The sequence below is a fragment of the Gordonia sp. PS3 genome, assembly GCF_041950545.1.
Lineage (GTDB): Bacteria > Actinomycetota > Actinomycetes > Mycobacteriales > Mycobacteriaceae > Gordonia > Gordonia sihwensis.
This window is the reverse complement of sequence record NZ_CP169524.1, coordinates 2,239,245-2,258,110: the sequence shown is the minus strand read 5'-3', so window position 1 is coordinate 2,258,110 and position 18,866 is coordinate 2,239,245. Positions and strand designations below refer to the sequence as shown.

Annotated in this window: 18 protein-coding genes; 11 read left to right on the top strand and 7 right to left on the bottom strand. The window is 70.4% G+C overall.

Annotation, left to right across the window (positions count from 1 at the left end):
• Window positions 1–23: 23 nt before the first annotated feature.
• Both ACE11G_RS10455 and ACE11G_RS10450 read right to left on the bottom strand, forming a co-directional pair.
• Window positions 24–1,424 carry a mycothione reductase gene (locus ACE11G_RS10455; protein WP_006897874.1) on the bottom strand — a complete coding sequence of 467 codons (1,401 nt, stop codon included), beginning with the start codon at window positions 1,422–1,424 and terminating at the stop codon, window positions 24–26.
• On the bottom strand, window positions 1,421–2,452 hold the full coding sequence (locus ACE11G_RS10450; RefSeq protein WP_039868030.1) for an alpha/beta hydrolase: 1,032 nt from the start codon (window positions 2,450–2,452) through the stop codon (window positions 1,421–1,423). The genes ACE11G_RS10455 and ACE11G_RS10450 overlap by 4 nt, the downstream gene beginning before the upstream one ends.
• Window positions 2,453–2,661: 209 nt before the next feature.
• Here ACE11G_RS10450 and mqo point away from each other — a divergent pair, with 209 nt between their 5' ends.
• From mqo to ACE11G_RS10425, 5 genes are read left to right on the top strand one after another with little or no spacing between them, the layout of a single operon-like run.
• A complete protein-coding gene (gene mqo, locus ACE11G_RS10445) occupies window positions 2,662–4,098 on the top strand; it encodes a malate dehydrogenase (quinone) (protein ID WP_375004133.1) in 1,437 nt (478 codons plus the stop codon).
• A gap of 4 nt (window positions 4,099–4,102) precedes the next feature.
• Window positions 4,103–5,998, top strand: coding sequence for an AAA family ATPase (locus ACE11G_RS10440; protein WP_375002078.1), 1,896 nt, complete (start codon window positions 4,103–4,105; stop codon window positions 5,996–5,998).
• Window positions 5,999–6,026: 28 nt separating this feature from the next.
• Window positions 6,027–6,644, top strand: a complete 618-nt coding sequence (gene cobO / locus ACE11G_RS10435; RefSeq protein WP_045541006.1) for a cob(I)yrinic acid a,c-diamide adenosyltransferase — start codon at window positions 6,027–6,029, stop codon at window positions 6,642–6,644.
• Window positions 6,638–8,059 (top strand): cobyrinate a,c-diamide synthase, encoded by a 1,422-nt coding sequence (locus ACE11G_RS10430; RefSeq protein WP_062366815.1) that lies wholly within the window; start codon window positions 6,638–6,640, stop codon window positions 8,057–8,059. The genes cobO and ACE11G_RS10430 overlap by 7 nt, the downstream gene beginning before the upstream one ends.
• Window positions 8,056–9,681: a GAF domain-containing protein gene (locus ACE11G_RS10425; RefSeq protein ID WP_375002075.1), complete on the top strand. Its 1,626-nt coding sequence runs from the start codon at window positions 8,056–8,058 to the stop codon at window positions 9,679–9,681. The genes ACE11G_RS10430 and ACE11G_RS10425 overlap by 4 nt, the downstream gene beginning before the upstream one ends.
• A 9-nt stretch (window positions 9,682–9,690) precedes the next feature.
• Here the strand turns inward: ACE11G_RS10425 and ACE11G_RS10420 are convergent, their stop codons facing one another.
• Window positions 9,691–10,344 (bottom strand): response regulator transcription factor, encoded by a 654-nt coding sequence (locus tag ACE11G_RS10420; RefSeq protein WP_006897867.1) that lies wholly within the window; start codon window positions 10,342–10,344, stop codon window positions 9,691–9,693.
• Window positions 10,345–10,442: 98 nt separating this feature from the next.
• Here ACE11G_RS10420 and ACE11G_RS10415 point away from each other — a divergent pair, with 98 nt between their 5' ends.
• The 3 genes from ACE11G_RS10415 to ACE11G_RS10405 are packed head-to-tail and all read left to right on the top strand — an operon-like array spanning window position 10,443 to window position 13,133.
• Window positions 10,443–11,423 carry an acyl-ACP desaturase gene (locus ACE11G_RS10415; RefSeq protein ID WP_039868014.1) on the top strand — a complete coding sequence of 327 codons (981 nt, stop codon included), beginning with the start codon at window positions 10,443–10,445 and terminating at the stop codon, window positions 11,421–11,423.
• A gap of 32 nt (window positions 11,424–11,455) precedes the next feature.
• The gene (cobA, locus tag ACE11G_RS10410) at window positions 11,456–12,673 is read left to right on the top strand and encodes a uroporphyrinogen-III C-methyltransferase (RefSeq protein ID WP_006897865.1); all 1,218 of its coding nucleotides are present in this window, start codon (window positions 11,456–11,458) and stop codon (window positions 12,671–12,673) included.
• A gap of 13 nt (window positions 12,674–12,686) precedes the next feature.
• Window positions 12,687–13,133 carry a hypothetical protein gene (locus tag ACE11G_RS10405; protein ID WP_006897864.1) on the top strand — a complete coding sequence of 149 codons (447 nt, stop codon included), beginning with the start codon at window positions 12,687–12,689 and terminating at the stop codon, window positions 13,131–13,133.
• Between the two features lie 52 nt (window positions 13,134–13,185).
• On the opposite strand, the gene yaaA is transcribed toward ACE11G_RS10405, so the two are convergent.
• Window positions 13,186–13,926 carry a peroxide stress protein YaaA gene (yaaA, locus tag ACE11G_RS10400; RefSeq protein ID WP_006897863.1) on the bottom strand — a complete coding sequence of 247 codons (741 nt, stop codon included), beginning with the start codon at window positions 13,924–13,926 and terminating at the stop codon, window positions 13,186–13,188.
• A 60-nt stretch (window positions 13,927–13,986) separates the two neighbouring features.
• Here yaaA and ACE11G_RS10395 point away from each other — a divergent pair, with 60 nt between their 5' ends.
• Window positions 13,987–15,717 carry a proline--tRNA ligase gene (locus ACE11G_RS10395; protein ID WP_039868026.1) on the top strand — a complete coding sequence of 577 codons (1,731 nt, stop codon included), beginning with the start codon at window positions 13,987–13,989 and terminating at the stop codon, window positions 15,715–15,717.
• A 9-nt stretch (window positions 15,718–15,726) separates the two neighbouring features.
• Here the strand turns inward: ACE11G_RS10395 and ACE11G_RS10390 are convergent, their stop codons facing one another.
• From ACE11G_RS10390 to ACE11G_RS10380, 3 genes are read right to left on the bottom strand one after another with little or no spacing between them, the layout of a single operon-like run.
• Window positions 15,727–16,098 (bottom strand): VOC family protein, encoded by a 372-nt coding sequence (locus ACE11G_RS10390; RefSeq protein WP_006897861.1) that lies wholly within the window; start codon window positions 16,096–16,098, stop codon window positions 15,727–15,729.
• 47 nt (window positions 16,099–16,145) lie between these two features.
• Window positions 16,146–16,571 carry a ferritin-like domain-containing protein gene (locus ACE11G_RS10385; protein ID WP_006897860.1) on the bottom strand — a complete coding sequence of 142 codons (426 nt, stop codon included), beginning with the start codon at window positions 16,569–16,571 and terminating at the stop codon, window positions 16,146–16,148.
• On the bottom strand, window positions 16,568–17,098 hold the full coding sequence (locus ACE11G_RS10380) for a hypothetical protein (protein WP_375002069.1): 531 nt from the start codon (window positions 17,096–17,098) through the stop codon (window positions 16,568–16,570). The genes ACE11G_RS10385 and ACE11G_RS10380 overlap by 4 nt, the downstream gene beginning before the upstream one ends.
• Before the next feature lie 111 nt (window positions 17,099–17,209).
• Between ACE11G_RS10380 and rimP the strand changes: the two genes are divergently transcribed.
• Complete coding sequence (gene rimP / locus ACE11G_RS10375) at window positions 17,210–17,755, top strand: ribosome maturation factor RimP (protein ID WP_006897858.1); 546 nt, start codon at window positions 17,210–17,212, stop codon at window positions 17,753–17,755.
• A 67-nt stretch (window positions 17,756–17,822) separates the two neighbouring features.
• Window positions 17,823–18,866 carry a transcription termination factor NusA gene (gene nusA, locus ACE11G_RS10370; protein WP_006897857.1) on the top strand — a complete coding sequence of 348 codons (1,044 nt, stop codon included), beginning with the start codon at window positions 17,823–17,825 and terminating at the stop codon, window positions 18,864–18,866.

Genomic DNA, 18,866 nt, shown 5'->3' with positions numbered 1-18,866 from the left:
ACCCGCTCGGGCCGCCGCCGCCCTCACTCCAGGTCCAGGCCGAGGAGTGCGTTCTCGAGCACCTCCGGCATGGCGGGATGGATCCAGTACTGGCCGCGGGCCATGTCCGGCACCCGGAGACCGAAGCTCATCGCCTGGATGACGGGCTGGATCACGGTGGACGCCTGCGGACCCATCAGATGCGCGCCGAGCAGTTCACCGCTGCGACGATCGGCGATGAGCTTGCAGAATCCGGTCGTGTCCTCCATCGCCCAGCCGTAGGCGACGTCGCCGTACTCCTGCACCTTGACGGCGATGTCGCGCCCGGTCTCGCGGGCCTGCGCCTCGGTGAGTCCGACGGTGGCGATCTGCGGATGGGTGAAGACCGCGGCCGGCACGTACCGGTGGTCGAACGAGGCCAGCTCGTCGGCGTGCCAGCCGAGCAGCAGATTCTCCTGGACCACACGCTGTTCGTGGTTGGCGACGTGCTTGAGCTGGAACGGTGAACTGACATCGCCGAGCGCCCACACCTCGGGAGCCGGTGTGCGGCCGTGTGCGTCCACCGGCACGCGGCCGTCGGCGAGCAGCTCCACACCGATCGTGTCGAGGCCGAGGCGGTCGCCGTTGGGTGTCCGGCCGGTCGCGACGAGCAGGGCGTCGGCATCGACGTGCCGGCCGTCGGTGAACGAGAGCCGGACGCCGTCGTCGCCGAGGTCGATCGCACCCGCGAGCGTGCTGTCGAGCCGGACGTCCCACTGCCGGCGGGCCACCGCGGTGAATCGCTCGCTGACGTCGTCGTCGAGCCGGCGCAGCAGCCGTCCGCTGCGGGCGACGACGGTGACGTCCACGCCGAGAGCGGAGAAGACGTGGGCGAACTCGGCGGCGATGTATCCGCTGCCGAGGATCGCCATCCGCTTCGGCAGGGCGGGCAGGCGCATCACGTCGCTGTTGGTGTAGTGATGAACGCCCGAATCGGCGATCACCTCAGGAATCTCCGACCGCGAGCCCGCGGCGACGACGACCTTGCGGGCCAGCACCAGGTCGCCGTCGTCGGTCACCAGGCGGTATCGGGCCGACTCGTCGTCGCGGCCGTCGAAGCGGACGTGGCTGGAGTAGACGGTGACGTTGTCGCAACGCTCCACCCGGTACTCCTTGCCGCCGGCCGAGATCGGGTCGATGCGGCCGAAGACCCGGTCGACGATGGCGGGCCAGTCGACCGATTCGACGCTCGCCTCGACGCCGTACCGGGCCGCCGACCGGACGGTGTCGGCCACGTCCGCGGCGTAGACGAACATCTTCGTCGGAATGCACCCGACGTTGAGGCAGGTGCCGCCGTAGACGCCCTCCTCGAAGATCGCGATGCTCATCGCGTCGAAGCGTTCGTCCGGGATGGAGTTGCCGCTTCCCGAACCGATGATCGCCAGATCGACCTGCTGAGCGCTCATCGCCGCGCCCCCTCGCCGAAGATCGTGTGCAGCCAGTTCTGCACTTCGTCGTAGGCGATGCGCCGGGGCGTCTCCAGAGAAAGGAAGACGTCGTGGCGGGCGTCGGGGACGGCCACCGCCCACACGCGACGGCCGATCACGCCGGACCACTGCGCGATCTGCTTCACGTCGAGCACGCAGTCAGCGGTGTCGACCGCAGGCTCGTAGGCCCCGGTGAAGCGGGTCTTGTCCGATCGCAGGACCAGGGCGGGCACGCCGATGTCGAGCCCCCGGTGCAGGCGATGCTGTCCCGCGCGGACGGCGGCCAGCCAGCCGAAGGTCACCGGGAAACCGCCGAGCGGCTTGCGCCGCAGATCGTAGGTCCACTCGCCGTGGGCGTCGGCGGACAGGCTCTCGCCGTACGCTGCCGAGAGTTTCTGCGGCAGCACGGCTTTGGCCCGAACTCGGCCGACTCCGCGGATCAGCAGATTGACGGCGTCGGTGCGCAGCAGGGGATCGCCCTGCAAGTCCAGCCAGGGGCTGTTGAGGACCAGCCCCTTGATGCGGCGGTGCCGGTCCGGATCGGTGCGCCGGAGTCGGTCGAGCCAGAGCGGCGTGATCAGTCCTCCGGTGGAGTGGGCGACCACGATCACCCGAGCCGGCTCGTCGCCGGACCCGGATTCCTCGGTCACGACATCGAGTGCCGCGTTCAGCTCCTGGTCGTAGAACTCGAGGTCGGTGGTGAAGTGCGGTTGCTGCCCGTCCAGGAGCGACCGCCCGCACTTGCGCAGATCGAGCGCGTAGAAACCGTAGCCCCGATCGTGGAAGAACTCGGCCAGCTCCTCCTGGAAGAAGTAGTCGGTGAAGCCGTGGACGTACAGGACCGTCCCGGCGGTGGCCGGTTCCGCTCCGGCCTGGCGGATCAGGGTGGCCTCCACGGCGCCCTCGCCGTCCGGGTCGTCGCCGAGGGGGATGGTCAGCACTTCGTATCGGTCGAGGAGTTCGTCGGGACGCCATTGCCGGCTTTTCACGCTGCTCACGCCGACCAGCTTAGGCCGCACCCGTCGGTGCGCGGATCGGGCGTCGGCGTGGCACCCGGTGTCGCACACCCCACACTTGCGCGCACCGATGCTGCCTCAGACAACGCGATGGTGAACAATGATCCGCGATACAGGTCGTGAATGCCCTATGGGTGGAGGAGTTCAGCAGCGTGGCCAAGGTGATTAAGACAGACGTGGCGCTCGTCGGTGCCGGAATCATGAGCGCCACGCTCGGCGCGCTGCTGCGCCGACTGGAGCCCAGCTGGTCGATCAGCCTGTTCGAGCGCCTGGAGGCGGCCGCCGCCGAGAGCAGCGACCCGTGGAACAACGCCGGCACCGGCCACTCGGCGCTCTGCGAGCTCAACTACACGCCGGCCGACGCCAACGGCGACATCGACATCACCAAGGCGCTGAACATCAACGAGCAGTTCCAGGTCTCGCGGCAGTTCTGGGCCTACGGTGTCGACAACGGCCTGCTCGGTGCGCCCGACGAGTTCATCAACCCGATCCCGCACGTGAGCTTCTGCCACGGCGCCGACGGCGTCGAGTACCTGCGCAAGCGCCATGCGGCGCTCTCGAGCCACACCCTCTTCGAGGGCATGGAGTTCATCGACGACGACGCCGAGTTCGCGGCGCGGCTGCCGCTGATGGGCGCCGGCCGCGACTACTCCGATCCGGTGGCCCTGAACTGGTACACCCAGGGAACCGACGTCGATTTCGGCGCGCTCACCCAGCAGCTGCTGAACTTCGTCGGCCGTGACGCCGACCTCTACTTCGGGCACGAGGTCCGCAACCTCACCAAGCAGTCGGACGGCAGCTGGGTGATGAAGATCCGCAACAACCGCACGGGCGAGAAGGTTCGCGTCGAAGCGAAGTTCGTCTTCGTCGGCGCAGGCGGCGGCGCACTGCACCTGCTGCAGAAGTCGGGCATCTCCGAGGCCAAGGGCTTCGGCGGCTTCCCGGTCAGCGGCGAGTTCTTCCGCTGCACCAACCCCGACGTGATCGCACAGCATTCGGCGAAGGTGTACGGCCAGGCCGCGGTGGGCGCCCCGCCGATGTCGGTGCCGCACCTGGACACGCGCGTCATCAACCACGACAAGGGCCTGCTCTTCGGCCCGTACGCGGGCTGGTCGCCGAAGTTCCTCAAGACCGGCGGCGTCATGGACCTGCCGAAGTCGGTGAAGCCGGGCAACCTGCTGCCGATGATGTCGATCGCCCCGCAGGAGTTCGGTCTGCTCAAGTACCTGATCTCCGAGCTCGCCGCGAGCCCCGCCGACCGCGTCAAGACGCTGCAGGACTTCGTGCCGCGCGCCGTCGGCGAGGACTGGGAGCTGATCACCGCCGGTCAGCGCGTCCAGGTGATCCGCAAGACCGGTGTCGGCGGCAGCCTCGAGTTCGGCACCGCGGTGGTCGCGGAGGGCGACGGCACGCTCGCCGGTCTCCTCGGAGCGTCGCCGGGCGCCTCGACCGCGGTTCCCGCGATGATCTCGGTGCTTCAGCAGTGCTTCAGCGGTCGTTTCGAGGGCTGGAAGAGCACCCTGACCGAGATGATCCCGTCGTTCGGCCAGAAGCTCGACGAGAACCCCGCCCTGTACCGCGAGTTGTGGGACTGGACCAACCGCAGCCTCCGGCTCACCGCGCGGCCCGACGCCTGATTCGATGAGTGACGCCGGCGTTCGCTTCCCGTTCAGCGCGGTGGTCGGACAGGATCGCCTCAAGCTCGCACTGATCCTGTCCGCCGTCTCGCCGGGGATCGGCGGTGTCCTGATCCGCGGTGAGAAGGGGACCGCGAAGTCGACCATCGTCCGCGGGCTCGCCCCGCTGCTCGGCGAGGATTCGCGCGTGGTCGACCTGCCGATCGGCGCCACCGAGGACCGGGTGATCGGGTCGCTCGACCTGACTCGGGTGCTGCGCGACGGTGAAGCCCGGTTCACGCCGGGTCTGCTGGCGCAGGCCGACGGCGGCGTCCTGTACATCGACGAGGTCAACCTCCTGTCGGACCATCTCGTCGACGTCCTGCTCGATGCGGCCGCGAGCGGACGAGTCACCGTTGAGCGTGACGGCGTCTCGCACACCCAGGCGGCGGCATTCGTGCTGGTCGGGACGATGAACCCGGAAGAGGGCGAACTGCGTCCGCAGTTGCTCGACCGGTTCGGGCTGGTGGTCGACGTCGCCGGTGCCCGTGACGTCGACGAGCGCGTCGAGATCGTCACCTCACGGCTGGCCTTCGACGCCGATCCGCAGGGCTATGCGGAGCGGTTCGCCGACGCCGAGGCCGATCTCGCGCAACGGATCGCCGCGGCCCGCGACCGCGTCGCGACCGTCCGGATCCCGCAGCGGGAGCTCCGCCGGATCGCCGGCGTCTGCGCTCACCTCGATGTCGACGGTCTGCGCGGCGACATCGTCGTGGCCCGGACCGCCGCCGCACACGCCGCATGGCGCGGCGCCGACGAGATCGACGCCGACGACGTGCGGGTGGCCGTGGAACTGGCACTGCCGCATCGACGGCGCCGCAATCCCTTCGACGAGTCGAGCATGACCGACCAGCAGCTCGACGACGCCCTGGACGCCGGTGAGCAGGCCGCGGGCCCGCGGGACGAGTCCGGGCCGCAGCAACCGGACGGACCCGACGACAGCGGCCCGAACTCAGACGGCCCGAACTCAGGCGGCCCGGAACCGGACGACGATCCGGACGGACCCGACACGGATCCTCCCGACACCGATCCGCCCGGCGGTTCAGGAGCGCCGACCGGCCCGGACTTCGGTTCCGCACCCGGTGGTGCCCGCATCCGCACCTTCCGCGCCGAGGGCGTCGGTGACGGTGACGTGGGCCGCCGTTCGCGGGCCCGGACCAGCCGCGGCATGACCACTCGGGCCGTCGACTTCGGTCCGCGGACCGGGGTGCACCTGTTCGGCACCGTGCTCGCCGCCGCCCACCGCAGCAGCGGCGACGGGCTCCCCGCGCTCATCGCCGACGATCTCCGCGGAGCCGAGCGCATCGGCACCGAAGCCAATCTCGTGGTCTTCGTCGTCGACCTCTCCGGATCGATGACCGCCCGCGCCCGGCTCACCGCGGTGCGCAACGCCTGCGTCGACCTCCTGCGCGACTCGTACACCCGGCGTGATCGGGTGGCGGTGGTCGTGGCCTGCGGAAGGGATGCCTACGTCGCGGTTCCGCCGACCCGGTCGGTGGACCTGGCGGTGGCGCGCCTGGCACAGGTGCGCACCGGCGGACGCACGCCGCTGGCCGAGGGACTGCACCGGGCGCTCGAGGTGATCGAGCGGGCCCGCCGCACCGACCCGGAGCGCAGGCCCCTGCTGGTGGCGCTCACCGACGGCCGAGCCACGGCCGGGGCCGACGCGCCGCGCCGCGCCGACGCCGCCGCGGACGAGGTCGCGCGCAGGGGAGTCTGCACCGTTGTGGTGGACTGTGAGCAGGGCCTGGTCCGTCTCGGTCTGGCCGCCGACCTGGCGCGCCGGCTGGGCGCGCAGTACGCGACGATGGATTCGCTGACCTCGTCCGGACTGGCCGAGCACGTCCGCGGCGTCGCGTGACGCCGGTGGCTGAACTGGAGGATGCACTGTGCCCAAGGGCGTACCCGAGACCGTTCCCGACGACGGACTGACCACCCGGCAGCGACGCCGGCTGCCGGTGCTCGCCGTACACACCGGGGCAGGCAAGGGGAAGTCGACAGCCGCGTTCGGCATGGCGATGCGCGCCTGGAACGCCGGTCTGGACGTCGCCGTCTTCCAGTTCGTCAAGAGCGCGAAGTGGAAGGTCGGTGAGGAGAACTCCATGCTCGCCCTCGGCGGCCTGAATCGGGACACCGGCGCCGGCGGCCCTGTGCAGTGGCACAAGATGGGGCAGGGATGGTCGTGGATTCAGCGCGGTGACGACGCCGTCGAGGACCACGCCGAATCGGCGCGGGCCGGATGGGCGGAGATCACGCGGCGCCTCGCCGCGCAGGAGCACGACTTCTACGTCCTCGACGAGTTCACCTACCCGCTGCACTGGGGCTGGATCGACACCGACGAAGTGGTCGAGACCCTCCGCAACCGCCCCGGGACGCAGCACGTCGTCATCACCGGACGGTATGCGCCCCAGGCGCTGATCGAGGCCGCCGATCTGGTCACCGAGATGACGAAGATCAAGCATCCGATGGATGCGGGCCGCAAAGGCCAGAAGGGCATCGAGTGGTAGTCCCGGCGGTCGTGATCGCCGCGCCGGCGTCCGGCAGCGGAAAGACGACGATCACCACCGGCCTGATCGGCGCGCTCGTCGCCGCCAGGCACCGGGTCGCGCCCTTCAAGGTGGGCCCGGACTACATCGATCCCGGATACCACGCCGTCGCGGCGGGCCGGGTCGGCCGGAACCTCGACCCCAACCTGGTCGGCGCCGACGTCATCGCACCACTGCTGGCCGCGGGCTCCGCCGACGCCGACATCGCCGTGGTGGAGGGCGTGATGGGCCTGTTCGACGGCCGCATCACCGACGATCCCGACCCGCTCGGCGTCGGCTCCACCGCGCACGTCGCCACCCTCATCGGCGCACCGGTGATCCTGGTGGTCGACGCCGGCGGGCACAGCCAGTCGCTCGCCGCACTGCTCCACGGCTTCCTCGGGTACGACGCCCGGGTCCGCGTGGCGGGCGTGATCCTCAACCGCGTCGGCTCACAGCGGCACGAACAGGTCCTCCGACAGGCCTGCGACCGCGTCGGACTGCCGGTGCTCGGCGCGGTGCGGCGCGACGCCGATCTGACCGTGCCGTCGCGGCACCTAGGACTCATCCCGGCCGCCGAGCGCCGGCGGGACGCGCTGGACTCGGTGGCCGCGATCGTCGCCAAGGTGGGGGCGGCGCTCGACCTTCCGGCGATCGTCCAGATCGCACGCCGGGCCCGACCGCCCGCGGCGATCGCCTGGTCGGCGGCCGACGCGATCGCCGCCGCGGACCCGAGCGCGGTGACGGGCCCACACCGGCGGCCGGTGGTGGCCGTCGCGGAGGGCGCCGCCTTCACCTTCGGGTACGCCGAGCACGCCGAACTCCTGCGCGCGGCGGGAGCCGAGGTGGCCGGCTTCGACCCGCTGCACGATCCGCTTCCGGAGCACGCCGCGGCGGTGGTGATCGGCGGCGGCTTCCCCGAGGCCCACGCGGACGAGCTCGCCGCCAACCACTCCCTCCGTGCCGGACTGCGCGATCACGTGGCCGCGGGCCGGCCGGTGCAGGCCGAGTGCGCGGGCCTGCTGTACCTGCTGTCCGCGCTCGACGGCGTCCCGATGGTCGGCGCACTGCCGGGCACCGGGGCCTTCGGGCCGCGGCTCACGCTCGGCTACCGCGACGCCGTCGCCGTGGCCGATTCGGTTCTCTATCGCACCGGTGAACGGGTGACCGGCCACGAATTCCACCGCAGCAGCGTCGATCTCGCCACTGACGTGGTGCCCGCCTGGGGGTGGCACGGTGGCGACGGACCGGCGACCGACGGCGTGATCCACCGCGGGGTGCACGCGTCGTATCTGCACGTTCACCCGGTGGGACAGCCGGCCGCCGTGGCACGATTCGTGTCGGCGGCCGCGGCCGCCGACATCCCGAGCCCTTCGCCGGAGGAGGCGGTCCGATGACTCGCAGGCGCGATCTGGCGGAGGTCCACGCGGCACTCGACGCGCTCGCCCACGCCAGCGTCGAGGACCCGACCGCGCTCCGCGACCTGCTCGAAGCGGTCCTGCTGGTGGGTCGCGGTCTCGAACTCGACCAGGCGCTGCAGCGGATCGTCGAGGTGGCGGCCGACGTCCTCGACGCCCGATACTGTGCGCTCGGGGTCCGCGGGCCCGAGCTCGGTCTCCAGGCGTTCGTGTACACGGGCATCGAACCGGAGGTCCGCGCTCGGATGGGGCCGCTGCCGGTGGGCCGCGGCGTCCTCGGCGAACTGCTGCACCGTCCCGAGGTGCTGCGCATACCGAAGCTGTCCGATCATCCGGCCTCGGTGGGGTTCCCGCCCAACCATCCGCCGATGGACACCTTCCTGGGCGCGCCGATCATCGTCCGCGACGAGTTGTTCGGCAGCATCTACCTGACTGAGAAGCAGGGTGCCCCCGACTTCACGCCGCTCGATGAGAAGATCGTCGCGGTCCTCGCGGTGGCCGCGGGCATCGCAGTCGACAACGCGCGCGCCTTCGAGCGGGCCCAGGCCCGGCTGCGCTGGATGCAGGTGATCGCCGACCGCGGATCCGAACCGCTGGCGGGCACGGCGCTCGAAGACACCCTCGACGGACTGTGCCGCGACGTCTCCGCGCTCACCGGGGCGGTGGACGTGTTCATCGTGACCGGCAGCGTCCTCACCGGACACACCGGTACCGCGCCCTGCACCGAGGACCTGTTCGAGGTCGTCGACCCGGACAACGAGCGCGCCGACGGCAAGCTCCTGGTCCGCGAGGTGCGAACACACACGGTGCCGTGGCTGCGGCACGGAGCGCGGTGGGTCTCGATGCAGCCCCTGCAGCCGACCAACGGCCGGAGCGCGATCGTCCTCACCCACCCCGAGCGACGGGTCTGGACCGGGGAGGAGGTCGCGGGCCTGCAGGGTGTCGCGCGCGTGGCCTCGCTGGCCCTAGCCTACGCCGACCAGCAGGAACTGGCGCGCGATCTGCAGTTGCTCGAAGACCGCCACCGGATCGCCCGCGACCTGCACGATCTGGTGATTCAGCGGCTCTTCGCGATCGGGATGTCGCTGCAGACCATGCAGGCCGGGTCCGCCTCGGCCGACGACGCCCGGATGGAGCAGGTCATCACCGACCTCGACGCCACCATCGCGCAGATCCGCACCTCGATCTTCGATCTGCAGGGCCTTCCCGGTCATGGCGAGGCGGCGACGCTGCGCAGGCGCGCGCTCGACGTGGTCGCCGAGTTGGCGACCCATGCGCCGATCGTGCCGAGCGTCGCGTTCATGGGGCCGGTCGACACGCTCGTCCCCGACGCCCTGGCGCCGCACATCGAGGCAGTGCTGCGGGAGGGCATCTCCAACGCGCTCCGGCATTCGGGCGCCGAGCACATCCGGGTGCGCATCGCGGCCGACGACGTCGTGACCGTCGAGATCTCCGACGACGGATGCGGTATTCCGCCGACCGCCCGGCAGTCGGGACTGGCGAACCTGACCCGCCGCGCCGACGACTGCGACGGCAGCTTCACGATCACCTCGAGCGCGGCGTCGGGCACCACGTTGACGTGGACCGCGCCGTTGCGCTGACGCCGACGACTACCGTTCGCGTTCGCGCAGTTCGGTGGCCAGCACCGCCACCTGAGTGCGGCGCTGCATGTCGAGCTTCGAGAGGATGCGCGAGACGTAGTTCTTGATCGTCTTCTCCGCCAAGAACATCCGGTCGGCGATCTGCCGGTTGGTCATGCCCTGGCCGATCAGGGTGAAGACCTCGCGCTCCTGGCCGGTGAGCCGGGCCAGGGGATCGGACGGTTCGCCGTCGCGCAGTCGGGCCAGCAGCGCGGCGGTGCTGCGGTCGTCGAGCAGCGATCCGCCGGCGCCGACCGTCCGCACAGCGGCGATCAGATTGTGGCCGAGGATCTGCTTGAGTACGAAGCCGGAGGCCCCGGCCAGGACGGCGGCGAGCAGGGCGTCGTCGTCGGCGTAGCTCGTCAGCATCAGGCAGTGCACCGACGGCTGCGCGCTCCGCACGCTTCGGCACAGTTCCACGCCGTTGCCGTCGGGCAGCCGCACGTCGAGCACCGCGACGTCGGGTTTCGTCGCAGCGATACCGACTCCGGCTTCGGCGACGGTGGCCGCCTCGCCGACGACCTCGAGATCGTCGGCGGTGCTGAGCAGATCGCGAAGGCCACGGCGGACGAGCTCGTGGTCGTCGACGAGGAACACGCGGTACTTACGAGGCGACTCGACCATGCCTCAACGCTACAACAGGGCGGCGCGCGACTCGGGGCCTAATCGCCACGGGACCTTCGCCCCCTGAAATCGCTGGTCGTGAGCGAGATCGTAGGAATATGACCAGTTTGATCGGCAAGCCCATGAGCGGCTCGGACCTGCTTCGCGAACTCCTGCCCGTCTGCGAGACGGAGGTGGAGCGCCACATGAAGATGACGAGGGACTGGAACCCGCACGACTACGTGCCGTGGGACGACGGCCGGAACTTCGCGGCGCTCGGCGGCGTCGACTGGGATCCGGAGCAGTCGCAGCTGTCGGAGACCGCCAAGGCGGCGATGATCACGAACCTGCTGACCGAGGACAATCTGCCGTCGTACCACCGGGTGATCGCCGAGAACTTCAGCCTCGACGACGCCTGGGGCTTCTGGGTGGGGCGCTGGACGGCCGAGGAGATGCGGCACTCGATCGTGATGCGCGACTACCTCGTCGTGACGCGGGGCGTCGATCCGGTGGAACTCGAGCAGACCCGGATGACGCACATGATCGGCGGGTTCAACCCGCTGCCGGACGACGACGGACAGCGCGACCACAGCTACGACATGCTCTTCGCGGTGGCCTACGTCTCGTTCCAGGAGCTCGCGACGCGCGTCAGCCACCGCAACACCGGCAAGGCCTGCGGCGACCCGATCGCCGACCGGATGCTCCAGCGAGTCGCTGCCGACGAGAACCTGCACATGCTGTTCTACCGGAACGTCGTCGCCGGGGCGCTCGATCTGGTGCCCGACGAGGCGATGGTGGCGATCTACACGATCGTCTCGAACTTCCAGATGCCCGGTGCGACGATGCCGAACTTCCGCAGGAACGCGGTCCTGATCGCCAAGGGCGGCATCTACGACCTGCCGCAGCACATGGCCGATGTCGTGATGCCCGTGCTGCGCAAGTGGCGGATCTTCGATCGCGACGACTTCGGCCCGGTCGGCCAGATGTACCGCGACAAGCTCGCCGCCTTCCTCGCCGAGATGGACATCAAGGTCGCCAAGTTCGAGGACGCCCGCGAGCGCGCGATCGAGCGGGAGCGCAGGCGCGGACTGCACGTCTAGCCGCCGGTGCGGTCCCGGTAGGCTGATCGCTCATGCAAGCGCATTACCTCGCGGGGCTGGATCTGCACGGACGCAAGGTCGTCGTCATCGGCGGCGGGAGCGTCGCGCAACGGCGCCTGCCGAACCTGATCGCCGCCGGCGCCGACGTCCACGTCGTCGCGCTCGACCCCACGCCGGCCGTCGAGTCGGAGGTCGCGATCACCGTGCATCGGCGTGCGTACGCCGACGGCGACCTCGAGGGAGCCTGGTATGCGATGGCCTGCACCGACGATCCCGACGTCAACGCGGCGGTGGTGGCGGAGGCCGAGCGCAGGCGAGTGTTCTGCGTGCGCGCCGACGACGCCCGCCGCGGAACCGCCGTCACCCCGGCGTCCGGAGTCCACCGCGATCTGCAGTTCGGGGTGCTGGCGGCCGGCGACCATCGTCGCTCCGCGGCCGTGCGCGCCGCGATCACCGAGGCTCTCGCGGACGGCACCTCGCTGCGCATCGACGACGACCGCAGGCACGCCGCGGGCGTGGCCCTGGTGGGCGGAGGTCCCGGCGACGCCGATCTCATCACGGTGCGCGGCCGCAAACTGCTCGCCGAGGCGGACGTGGTGGTGGCCGACCGGCTCGCGCCCATCGCACTCCTCGACGAGCTCGGTCCGCAGGTGGAGATCATCGACGCGGCCAAGGTGCCCTACGGCCGCGCGATGCGTCAGGAACAGATCAACGATCTCCTCGTCGACCGCGCGCGGGCGGGCAAGTTCGTGGTCCGCCTCAAAGGCGGCGACCCATACGTGTACGGCCGCGGATTCGAAGAACTCCAGGCCTGCGTGGCGGCGGGTGTGCCGGTCACCGTGGTCCCCGGCATCAGCAGCCCGATCGCGGCTCCCGGCCTGGCCGGAATCCCGGTGACTCACCGCGGCGTGACGCACGAGGTGGTCATCGTGTCGGGCCACGTGGCTCCGGGGCACCCCGACTCGCTCACCGATTGGGCGGCGCTCGCGCGGCTGCGGGGCACCATCGTGCTGATGATGGCGGTCAAGCGCATCGACGAGTTCGCGACGGCCCTGCTCGAGGGCGGGCGACCGGCCGACACCCCGGTGGCGTTCATCGAGAACGCCTCGCGGCCGGATCAGCGTCTCCTGCGCACCGACCTCGCGCACGCCGCGCAGACCGCTGTCGACGAGAAGCTGATCGCCCCGGCGATCGCGGTGATCGGTCCGGTCGCCGGTTTCACCGACGCCGACCGGGCTCTGCGGTTCTGAGCGGGTGGTCGAGATGAACGCACGCACAGCCGCAGGACTCTCCGGTCTGATCCTGCTCGTCGCGGCCGTCGCCTCCTGGTTCGTGCCCCCGTCGGTCACGGCGATTCTCGTCGCGCTGGCCGTCGTCGTCATGTCGGCCTGGCAGATCCATCGCCGCCGCGCGGGCATCGCGCCCACACCGCCGAGCACCATGACCACCTTCGTCATCCCGCTCACGTTCGGAGCGCTGGCGGTCGTCGCGCTCAACGGCTGGATCTACCGGATCTCGGCGGAGGCAGGCGATTCCGGCGAGCTGCAGACGATCGGCCTGGTCACCGGCGTCATCGGCATGGCCGCCGCGTACGGGTACGGCCGCCTCCGGGCACAGAAGGCACAGCTCGACGAGGTGGTCGAAGTGAATCCGGCCGACGACACTCCGGAGACCGACGACGACCAGTGGTTCTTCCCTCAGGCCAAGTGACCGGCTCTCGCGCCGTGCGAGTCGCGGTGCGGACCGCCGATCGGGGGTCGGATCAGCCGGTGACGACCGTGATCTGCGACTCAGAGGTGATCTCGACGCGCTGGCCGGCGTCGGACAGGACGGCGGCGAGCGCGTTCACATCCCGGACGTTCCGCCGGGTCCGGACCAGTTCGCGCGCCACCAGTCCCTTGAAGTGCTTGTTGAAATGGCTCACGACCTTCCGCGAGCCGTCCGCGGCCTCGGTCACCACGGTCGCGGTCACCGCACCGTCGACGGGACCGAGTTTCTGGTAGACGCCCGAGCGCAGATCGACGACGAAGTCGTCGATGCGGTCGAGAGCGGGGGACAGCACCGGCTTCCACAGTGCGCCGAGGGTGCCGAAACCGGGCAGCCGGGACCCGCCGGAGAGCCGGTAGGCCGGGATGCGGTCGTCGGCCCGGACCACGCCGAACAGCGCCGAGCCGATCATCAGTCGGTCGCCGGCCTTGGTCTTGGCCGCGCGGGTCATGCCCGGATAGTCGAGGGCGTCGTACAGGACGCCGGTGTACCGGGTGATCGCGGTGCGCGTCGGCGACTCCCAGAGATCGGCGTTGCGCTCGATCTCGGCGACGGCCGTCGCGCCCAGACCCAGCGCCGTGCGGGATGCGTCGAGATCGGCGGAGAGGTCGACGATCGCCTCGGCGAGCTTGCGCCGGACCGGATTGAGCTCCGGCAGAACCAGCGAGTCGAGATCGAGCGGAGCGGCCTCGCCGCCGTCCGACTTGGTCTCCGAGGGAGGCAGGATGACGAGCACGCGACCACCCTAACGAACCCGCCGGTGATCCCATTAAGCTGGTACATCGTGATCACACGGATGTCGAACCTGTTCCTGCGCACCCTCCGCGACGACCCGGCCGATGCCGAGGTGCCGAGCCACAAGCTGCTCGTGCGCGCGGGCTACATCCGGCGTGCCGCCCCCGGCGTCTACGAGTGGCTGCCCTTGGGGCTCAAGGTGTTCCGCGCGGTCGAGAACCTCGTTCGCGAGGAGATGGACGCGATGGGCGCGCAGGAGATCCTGTTGCCCGCGCTGCTGCCGCGCGACCCGTACGAGACCACCGGGCGCTGGACCGAGTACGGGCCGGCGTTGTTCCGCGTCAAGGACCGCAAGGGCGCGGACATGATGCTCGGGCCCACGCACGAGGAGATCTTCACGCAGCTGGTCAAGGGCGAGTACAGCTCGTACAAGGATCTGCCGGTCACCCTGTACCAGATCCAGACCAAGTACCGCGATGAGGAGCGCCCGCGGGCCGGGCTGTTGCGTGGGCGCGAGTTCGTGATGAAGGACTCGTACTCGTTCGACCTCGACGAGCGGGGTCTGCAGGCCTCGTACGACGCTCATCGTGCCGCGTACCAGCGCATCTTCGACCGTCTCGGCATCAAGTACGTCATCGTCGCGGCGACCTCCGGCGCCATGGGCGGCAGCGCCTCGGAGGAGTTCCTGGCCGAATGCGAGGTCGGCGAGGACACCTTCGTCCGCAGCACCGAGTCGGGCTACGCGGCCAACGTCGAGGCCGTGGTGACCCCGGTTCCCGAGGCGATCCCGCTCGACGGGCTCCCCGAGGCGGTGGTCCACGACACCGGCGACACCCCGACCATCGAGACCCTGGTCGACTGGGCCAATCGCGAGCTCGACGGTGACTACACCGCCGCCGACACCCTCAAGAACGTGATGGTCAAGATCCGCAGGCCGGGAGGTGAGTGGGAGATCACCGCGGTGGCGGTGCCGGGTGATCGGGAGGTCGACTTCAAGAGGCTGGAGGCCTCGGTGGAGCCGGCGGAGGTGGAACTGCTCACCGACGCGGACTTCGCGGCCAATCCGCAGCTCGTCAAGGGGTACATCGGACCGAAGGCCGTCCAGGCGGCGGGCTTGGCGTACCTGGTCGACCCGCGTGTGGTCAGCGGCACCGCGTGGATCACCGGGGCCGACGCGCCCGGTAAGCACTACGTCGATCTGGTGTGCGGCCGCGACTTCACTCCCGACGGCGTCATCGAGGCCGCCGAGGTGCGCGCCGGTGATCCGTCCCCGGACGGCAGAGGTGTGCTCGAGGCCGCCAAGGGCATCGAGATCGGTCACATCTTCCAGCTCGGCCGCAAGTACACCGACGCCTTCGAGTTCGACGTGCTCGGCGAGAACGGCAAGCCGGTGCGCCCCACGATGGGCTCGTACGGTCTCGGCGTCTCGCGGATGGTCGCGGTGCTCGCCGAGCAGTGGCACGACGAGAAGGGCCTGCGCTGGCCGCGCGAGGTGGCGCCGTTCGACGTCCACCTGGTGATCGCGAACAAGGACGAGGCCGCGGTGGCCGGTGCGCAACAGTTGGCCGCCGATCTCGACGCCGCCGGACTGTCCGTGCTCTTCGACGACCGCAAGGCTTCGCCCGGCGTCAAGTTCAAGGACGCCGAGCTGCTCGGTATGCCGGTCGTGGTGGTCGTCGGCCGCGGCTGGGCCGACGGCACCGTCGAGATCCGCGACCGGCTCACCGGAGAGACCTCCGCGGCGCCGGTCGACGGAGCCGTCGACGCGGTGGTCACGGCCGCGCGCGGCTGACCGCCGGCGCTAGAACGGCGCGCGGTCGAGGCAGACGCAGAACGGATGCCCGGCGGGGTCGAAGAGAACTCGGCACAGGTCCGGCGCGGCCTGCTGTGGCGACAGCCGTGCGCCGAGGCGGACCGCCTCGGCCGCACCCTCGTCGAGATCGGCGACCACCAGGTCGAGATGGATCTGCTTCGGCACCGCACCGCCGGGCCATTCCGGAGGCCGGTGGTCGGGCACCCGAAGCGCGGTGATCACGATGGAGCCGGCCCGCACACAGGCATATCTCGTGGACGTGTGCGTCACGGTCCCGTCGAGCATCGCCGACCAGAAGCGGGCGAGCTCGACGGGATCGTCGCAGTCGAGGGTGATCGAACCGATGCGCGCTGTCGCCATGGTGACGACCCTAGGCGGGTGACGCGGGCCAGGCGCCCTCTCCGGTCCTACTGACCGGGGAAGGCCACCGTCAGCGGTTTCTCGCCCGCGATCGAGCGCCAGTACGAGGATCGCAGGGCGCAGTCGGTGAGCCCGTCGACGGCGGTCCGGCGCACCGCCTGCGAATCGGCCTGCTCCAACAGTGCCCGGTAGGCCTTCGCACAGTCGTTCTCGGCGGCCAGCGCGGCCTTCGCGGCGGTGGCCTGGTCCGTCACGTCGACGGGCAGCAGGTATCCGGCCGCCGGGGTGCGCTCGGGCTGGCCGGCGGCGAGCAGTGCCTCGTTCAGCTGGTCGCGTCGCACCCGGTGCGCGGCGATGTACTCCGCGACGGTGTCGCGCACCTCTCCGGTGGTGAAGGCGGTGAGCACGCCGTAGGTGAAGACGGCGGTGTTCTCCGCGTCCGCGGCGGTGTCGAGAGCGGCGTTCTGGCTCATGCGAGTTGCACTTTCGCGAGGGTCTGGCAGGAGGCGCTGATCGAGCCGAGGAGCCCGGCGCTGAAGCCGGACAGACCCGCGCACGCATCCGCCGCGCTGGTGGCCGACCGTTCGATCGAGACGCCGAGGGCCGCCACCGACGCCGTGGGCGCGGCCGGTGGCGAGTCGATCCGGTCGGCAGTCGAGGAGTGCAGCCGGTTGATCTCGTCGCGCAGCGCTTTCAGGTGCGCGCCGCGCTGATCGGCGACGGTCCGCAGGGCCTCGGTGTACGCGGTGTTCCGCGGCGCGAGCGCGGTGGCCGCCCGCTGCTGCCGCAGCGCCGCCTGGGCGTGCGGGAGCAGCGTCTCGGCGTCGAGCTGTCGCTGCGTCGGCCCGTTATCGCATGCGGTCAGCGACCATCCCGCGACTGCGGCGGCACCGGCGAGGACGCCGCCGCGGAGCACACTGCGGCGCGGCACCCCCGTGGCGGGGCGACCGGCTTGCGGAGGCTCGGGGGCGGGGGGATCCTGGATCGGCACTCGTGTCACGGTGGACGATTCTGCCAGTCGGACGAGTCGACTACACTCGAAGCCCGGCCCGGCGGCCGACGGGAACCGCGGCAGCGGTTCCCGATACCGAAACCCAGGAGGACGCGCACGATGACTGCGGAGGCTCTGACCGGCGGCATCAGCGACCTGGTGGCTTCGACCCTCGATCGGCTCGGATTCGATCTGGAGGAGGTCGCGGTGCTGACCCCGCCGGGACGCCGCGAGATCCGGATCGTCGTCGATCGTGACGGCGGAGTGTCGCTCGACGCGGTCGCCGAGCTCAGCCGGAGCCTGGAGGCGGTGTTCGACGAGTCCGACCTGCTCGGCGAGTCCCCGTACGACCTCGAAGTCACGACGCCGGGGATCGGCCGGCCGCTGACGCTGCCGCGCCACTGGCGCCGCAATCAGGGACGCAAGGTCCGCGTCGAGTACACCGACGAGGGTGTGGACCGCACCGTCGAAGCCCGGGTGGGCCCCAGCGACGAGGGCCGCGTCACCCTGGTGACAGTCGACAAGAGCCGGATCCGCTCCTTCGAGGTCGAGCTGGCCGATATCGCGCGCGCGGTGGTCGAGGTCGACTTCGGCAGGCCCGGCGAAGCGGCCCTGCGTGCCTGCGGCCTGGACGACGACGAGATCGCGCGTCGTCGCGAATCGTGACGCCCGCCAACGACATTCACTTCACCCGCCGACAACTCAATCCGAAAAGCGAATAGGAGTCGCCACCATGCACATAGACATCAGCGCGCTGCGTTTGATCGAGGCCGACAAGGGCGTGCCGACCGAGACCGTGCTCTCGGCGATCGAGACAGCTCTGCTCACCGCCTACCGGCACACCGACGGGTTCGCACCGAACGCCCGCATCGACATCGACCGCAAATCGGGTCAGGTCCGCGTGATGGCTCAGGAACTCGACGAGAACCGCACCGTGGTCCACGAGTGGGACGACACGCCGGAGGGATTCGGCCGCATCGCCGCGACCACTGCGCGCCAGGTGATCCTGCAGCGTCTGCGCGACGCCGAGAACGAGAAGACGTACGGCGAACTGGTCGCCCACGAGGGCGAAGTGGTCGGCGGCATCGTGCAGGCCGACGCCAAGGCGAATGCGCGAGGCATGGTGATCGTGCAGATCGGCACCGACTCCAACGCCACCGAGGGCGTGATCCCGCCCGCGGAGCAGGTGCCCGGTGAGAGCTACAAGCACGGCGAGCGGATCAAGTGCTACGTCGTCGGGGTGGCGCGCGGGGCCCGCGGACCTCAGATCACGCTCTCGCGCACGCATCCCAACCTGGTCCGCAAGCTGTTCTCGCTCGAGGTACCCGAGATCGCGGACGGGTCGGTCGAGATCGTCGCCGTGGCCCGCGAGGCCGGTCACCGTTCCAAGATCGCGGTCCACACCGGCGTGGCCGGACTGAACGCCAAGGGCGCGTGCATCGGTCCGATGGGACAGCGGGTGCGCAACGTGATGAGCGAACTGTCCGGCGAGAAGATCGACATCATCGATTACGCCGCGGATCCGGCGGTCTTCGTCGGCAACGCGCTGTCGCCGGCCAAGGTGGTCTCGGTCACGGTGATCGACAAGGAGACCAAGGCCGCGCGCGTCATCGTGCCCGACTACCAGTTGTCGCTGGCGATCGGCAAGGAGGGGCAGAACGCCCGGCTGGCGGCCCGGCTCACCGGGTGGCGGATCGACATCCGGTCGGATGCGGGCGACGGCGGTCCCCGCGACGCCGACGGTGGCGCCGTCGAGTCCTCCGATACGCTAGACTGA

Bases quoted from the DNA above. Each gene is read 5' to 3' on its own strand.
- ACE11G_RS10395 (WP_039868026.1), top strand. From the start codon at position 13,987: ATGTCGAACCTGTTCCTGCGCACCCTCCGCGACGACCCGGCCGATGCC.
- cobA (WP_006897865.1), top strand. From the start codon at position 11,456: ATGCAAGCGCATTACCTCGCGGGGCTGGATCTGCACGGACGCAAGGTC.
- ACE11G_RS10405 (WP_006897864.1), top strand. From the start codon at position 12,687: ATGAACGCACGCACAGCCGCAGGACTCTCCGGTCTGATCCTGCTCGTC.
- ACE11G_RS10390 (WP_006897861.1), bottom strand. From the start codon at position 16,098: ATGGCGACAGCGCGCATCGGTTCGATCACCCTCGACTGCGACGATCCC.
- ACE11G_RS10420 (WP_006897867.1), bottom strand. From the start codon at position 10,344: ATGGTCGAGTCGCCTCGTAAGTACCGCGTGTTCCTCGTCGACGACCAC.
- ACE11G_RS10415 (WP_039868014.1), top strand. From the start codon at position 10,443: ATGACCAGTTTGATCGGCAAGCCCATGAGCGGCTCGGACCTGCTTCGC.
- ACE11G_RS10425 (WP_375002075.1), top strand. From the start codon at position 8,056: ATGACTCGCAGGCGCGATCTGGCGGAGGTCCACGCGGCACTCGACGCG.
- ACE11G_RS10440 (WP_375002078.1), top strand. From the start codon at position 4,103: ATGAGTGACGCCGGCGTTCGCTTCCCGTTCAGCGCGGTGGTCGGACAG.
- mqo (WP_375004133.1), top strand. From the start codon at position 2,662: ATGAGCGCCACGCTCGGCGCGCTGCTGCGCCGACTGGAGCCCAGCTGG.
- ACE11G_RS10455 (WP_006897874.1), bottom strand. From the start codon at position 1,424: ATGAGCGCTCAGCAGGTCGATCTGGCGATCATCGGTTCGGGAAGCGGC.
- ACE11G_RS10385 (WP_006897860.1), bottom strand. From the start codon at position 16,571: ATGAGCCAGAACGCCGCTCTCGACACCGCCGCGGACGCGGAGAACACC.
- nusA (WP_006897857.1), top strand. From the start codon at position 17,823: ATGCACATAGACATCAGCGCGCTGCGTTTGATCGAGGCCGACAAGGGC.
- rimP (WP_006897858.1), top strand. From the start codon at position 17,210: ATGACTGCGGAGGCTCTGACCGGCGGCATCAGCGACCTGGTGGCTTCG.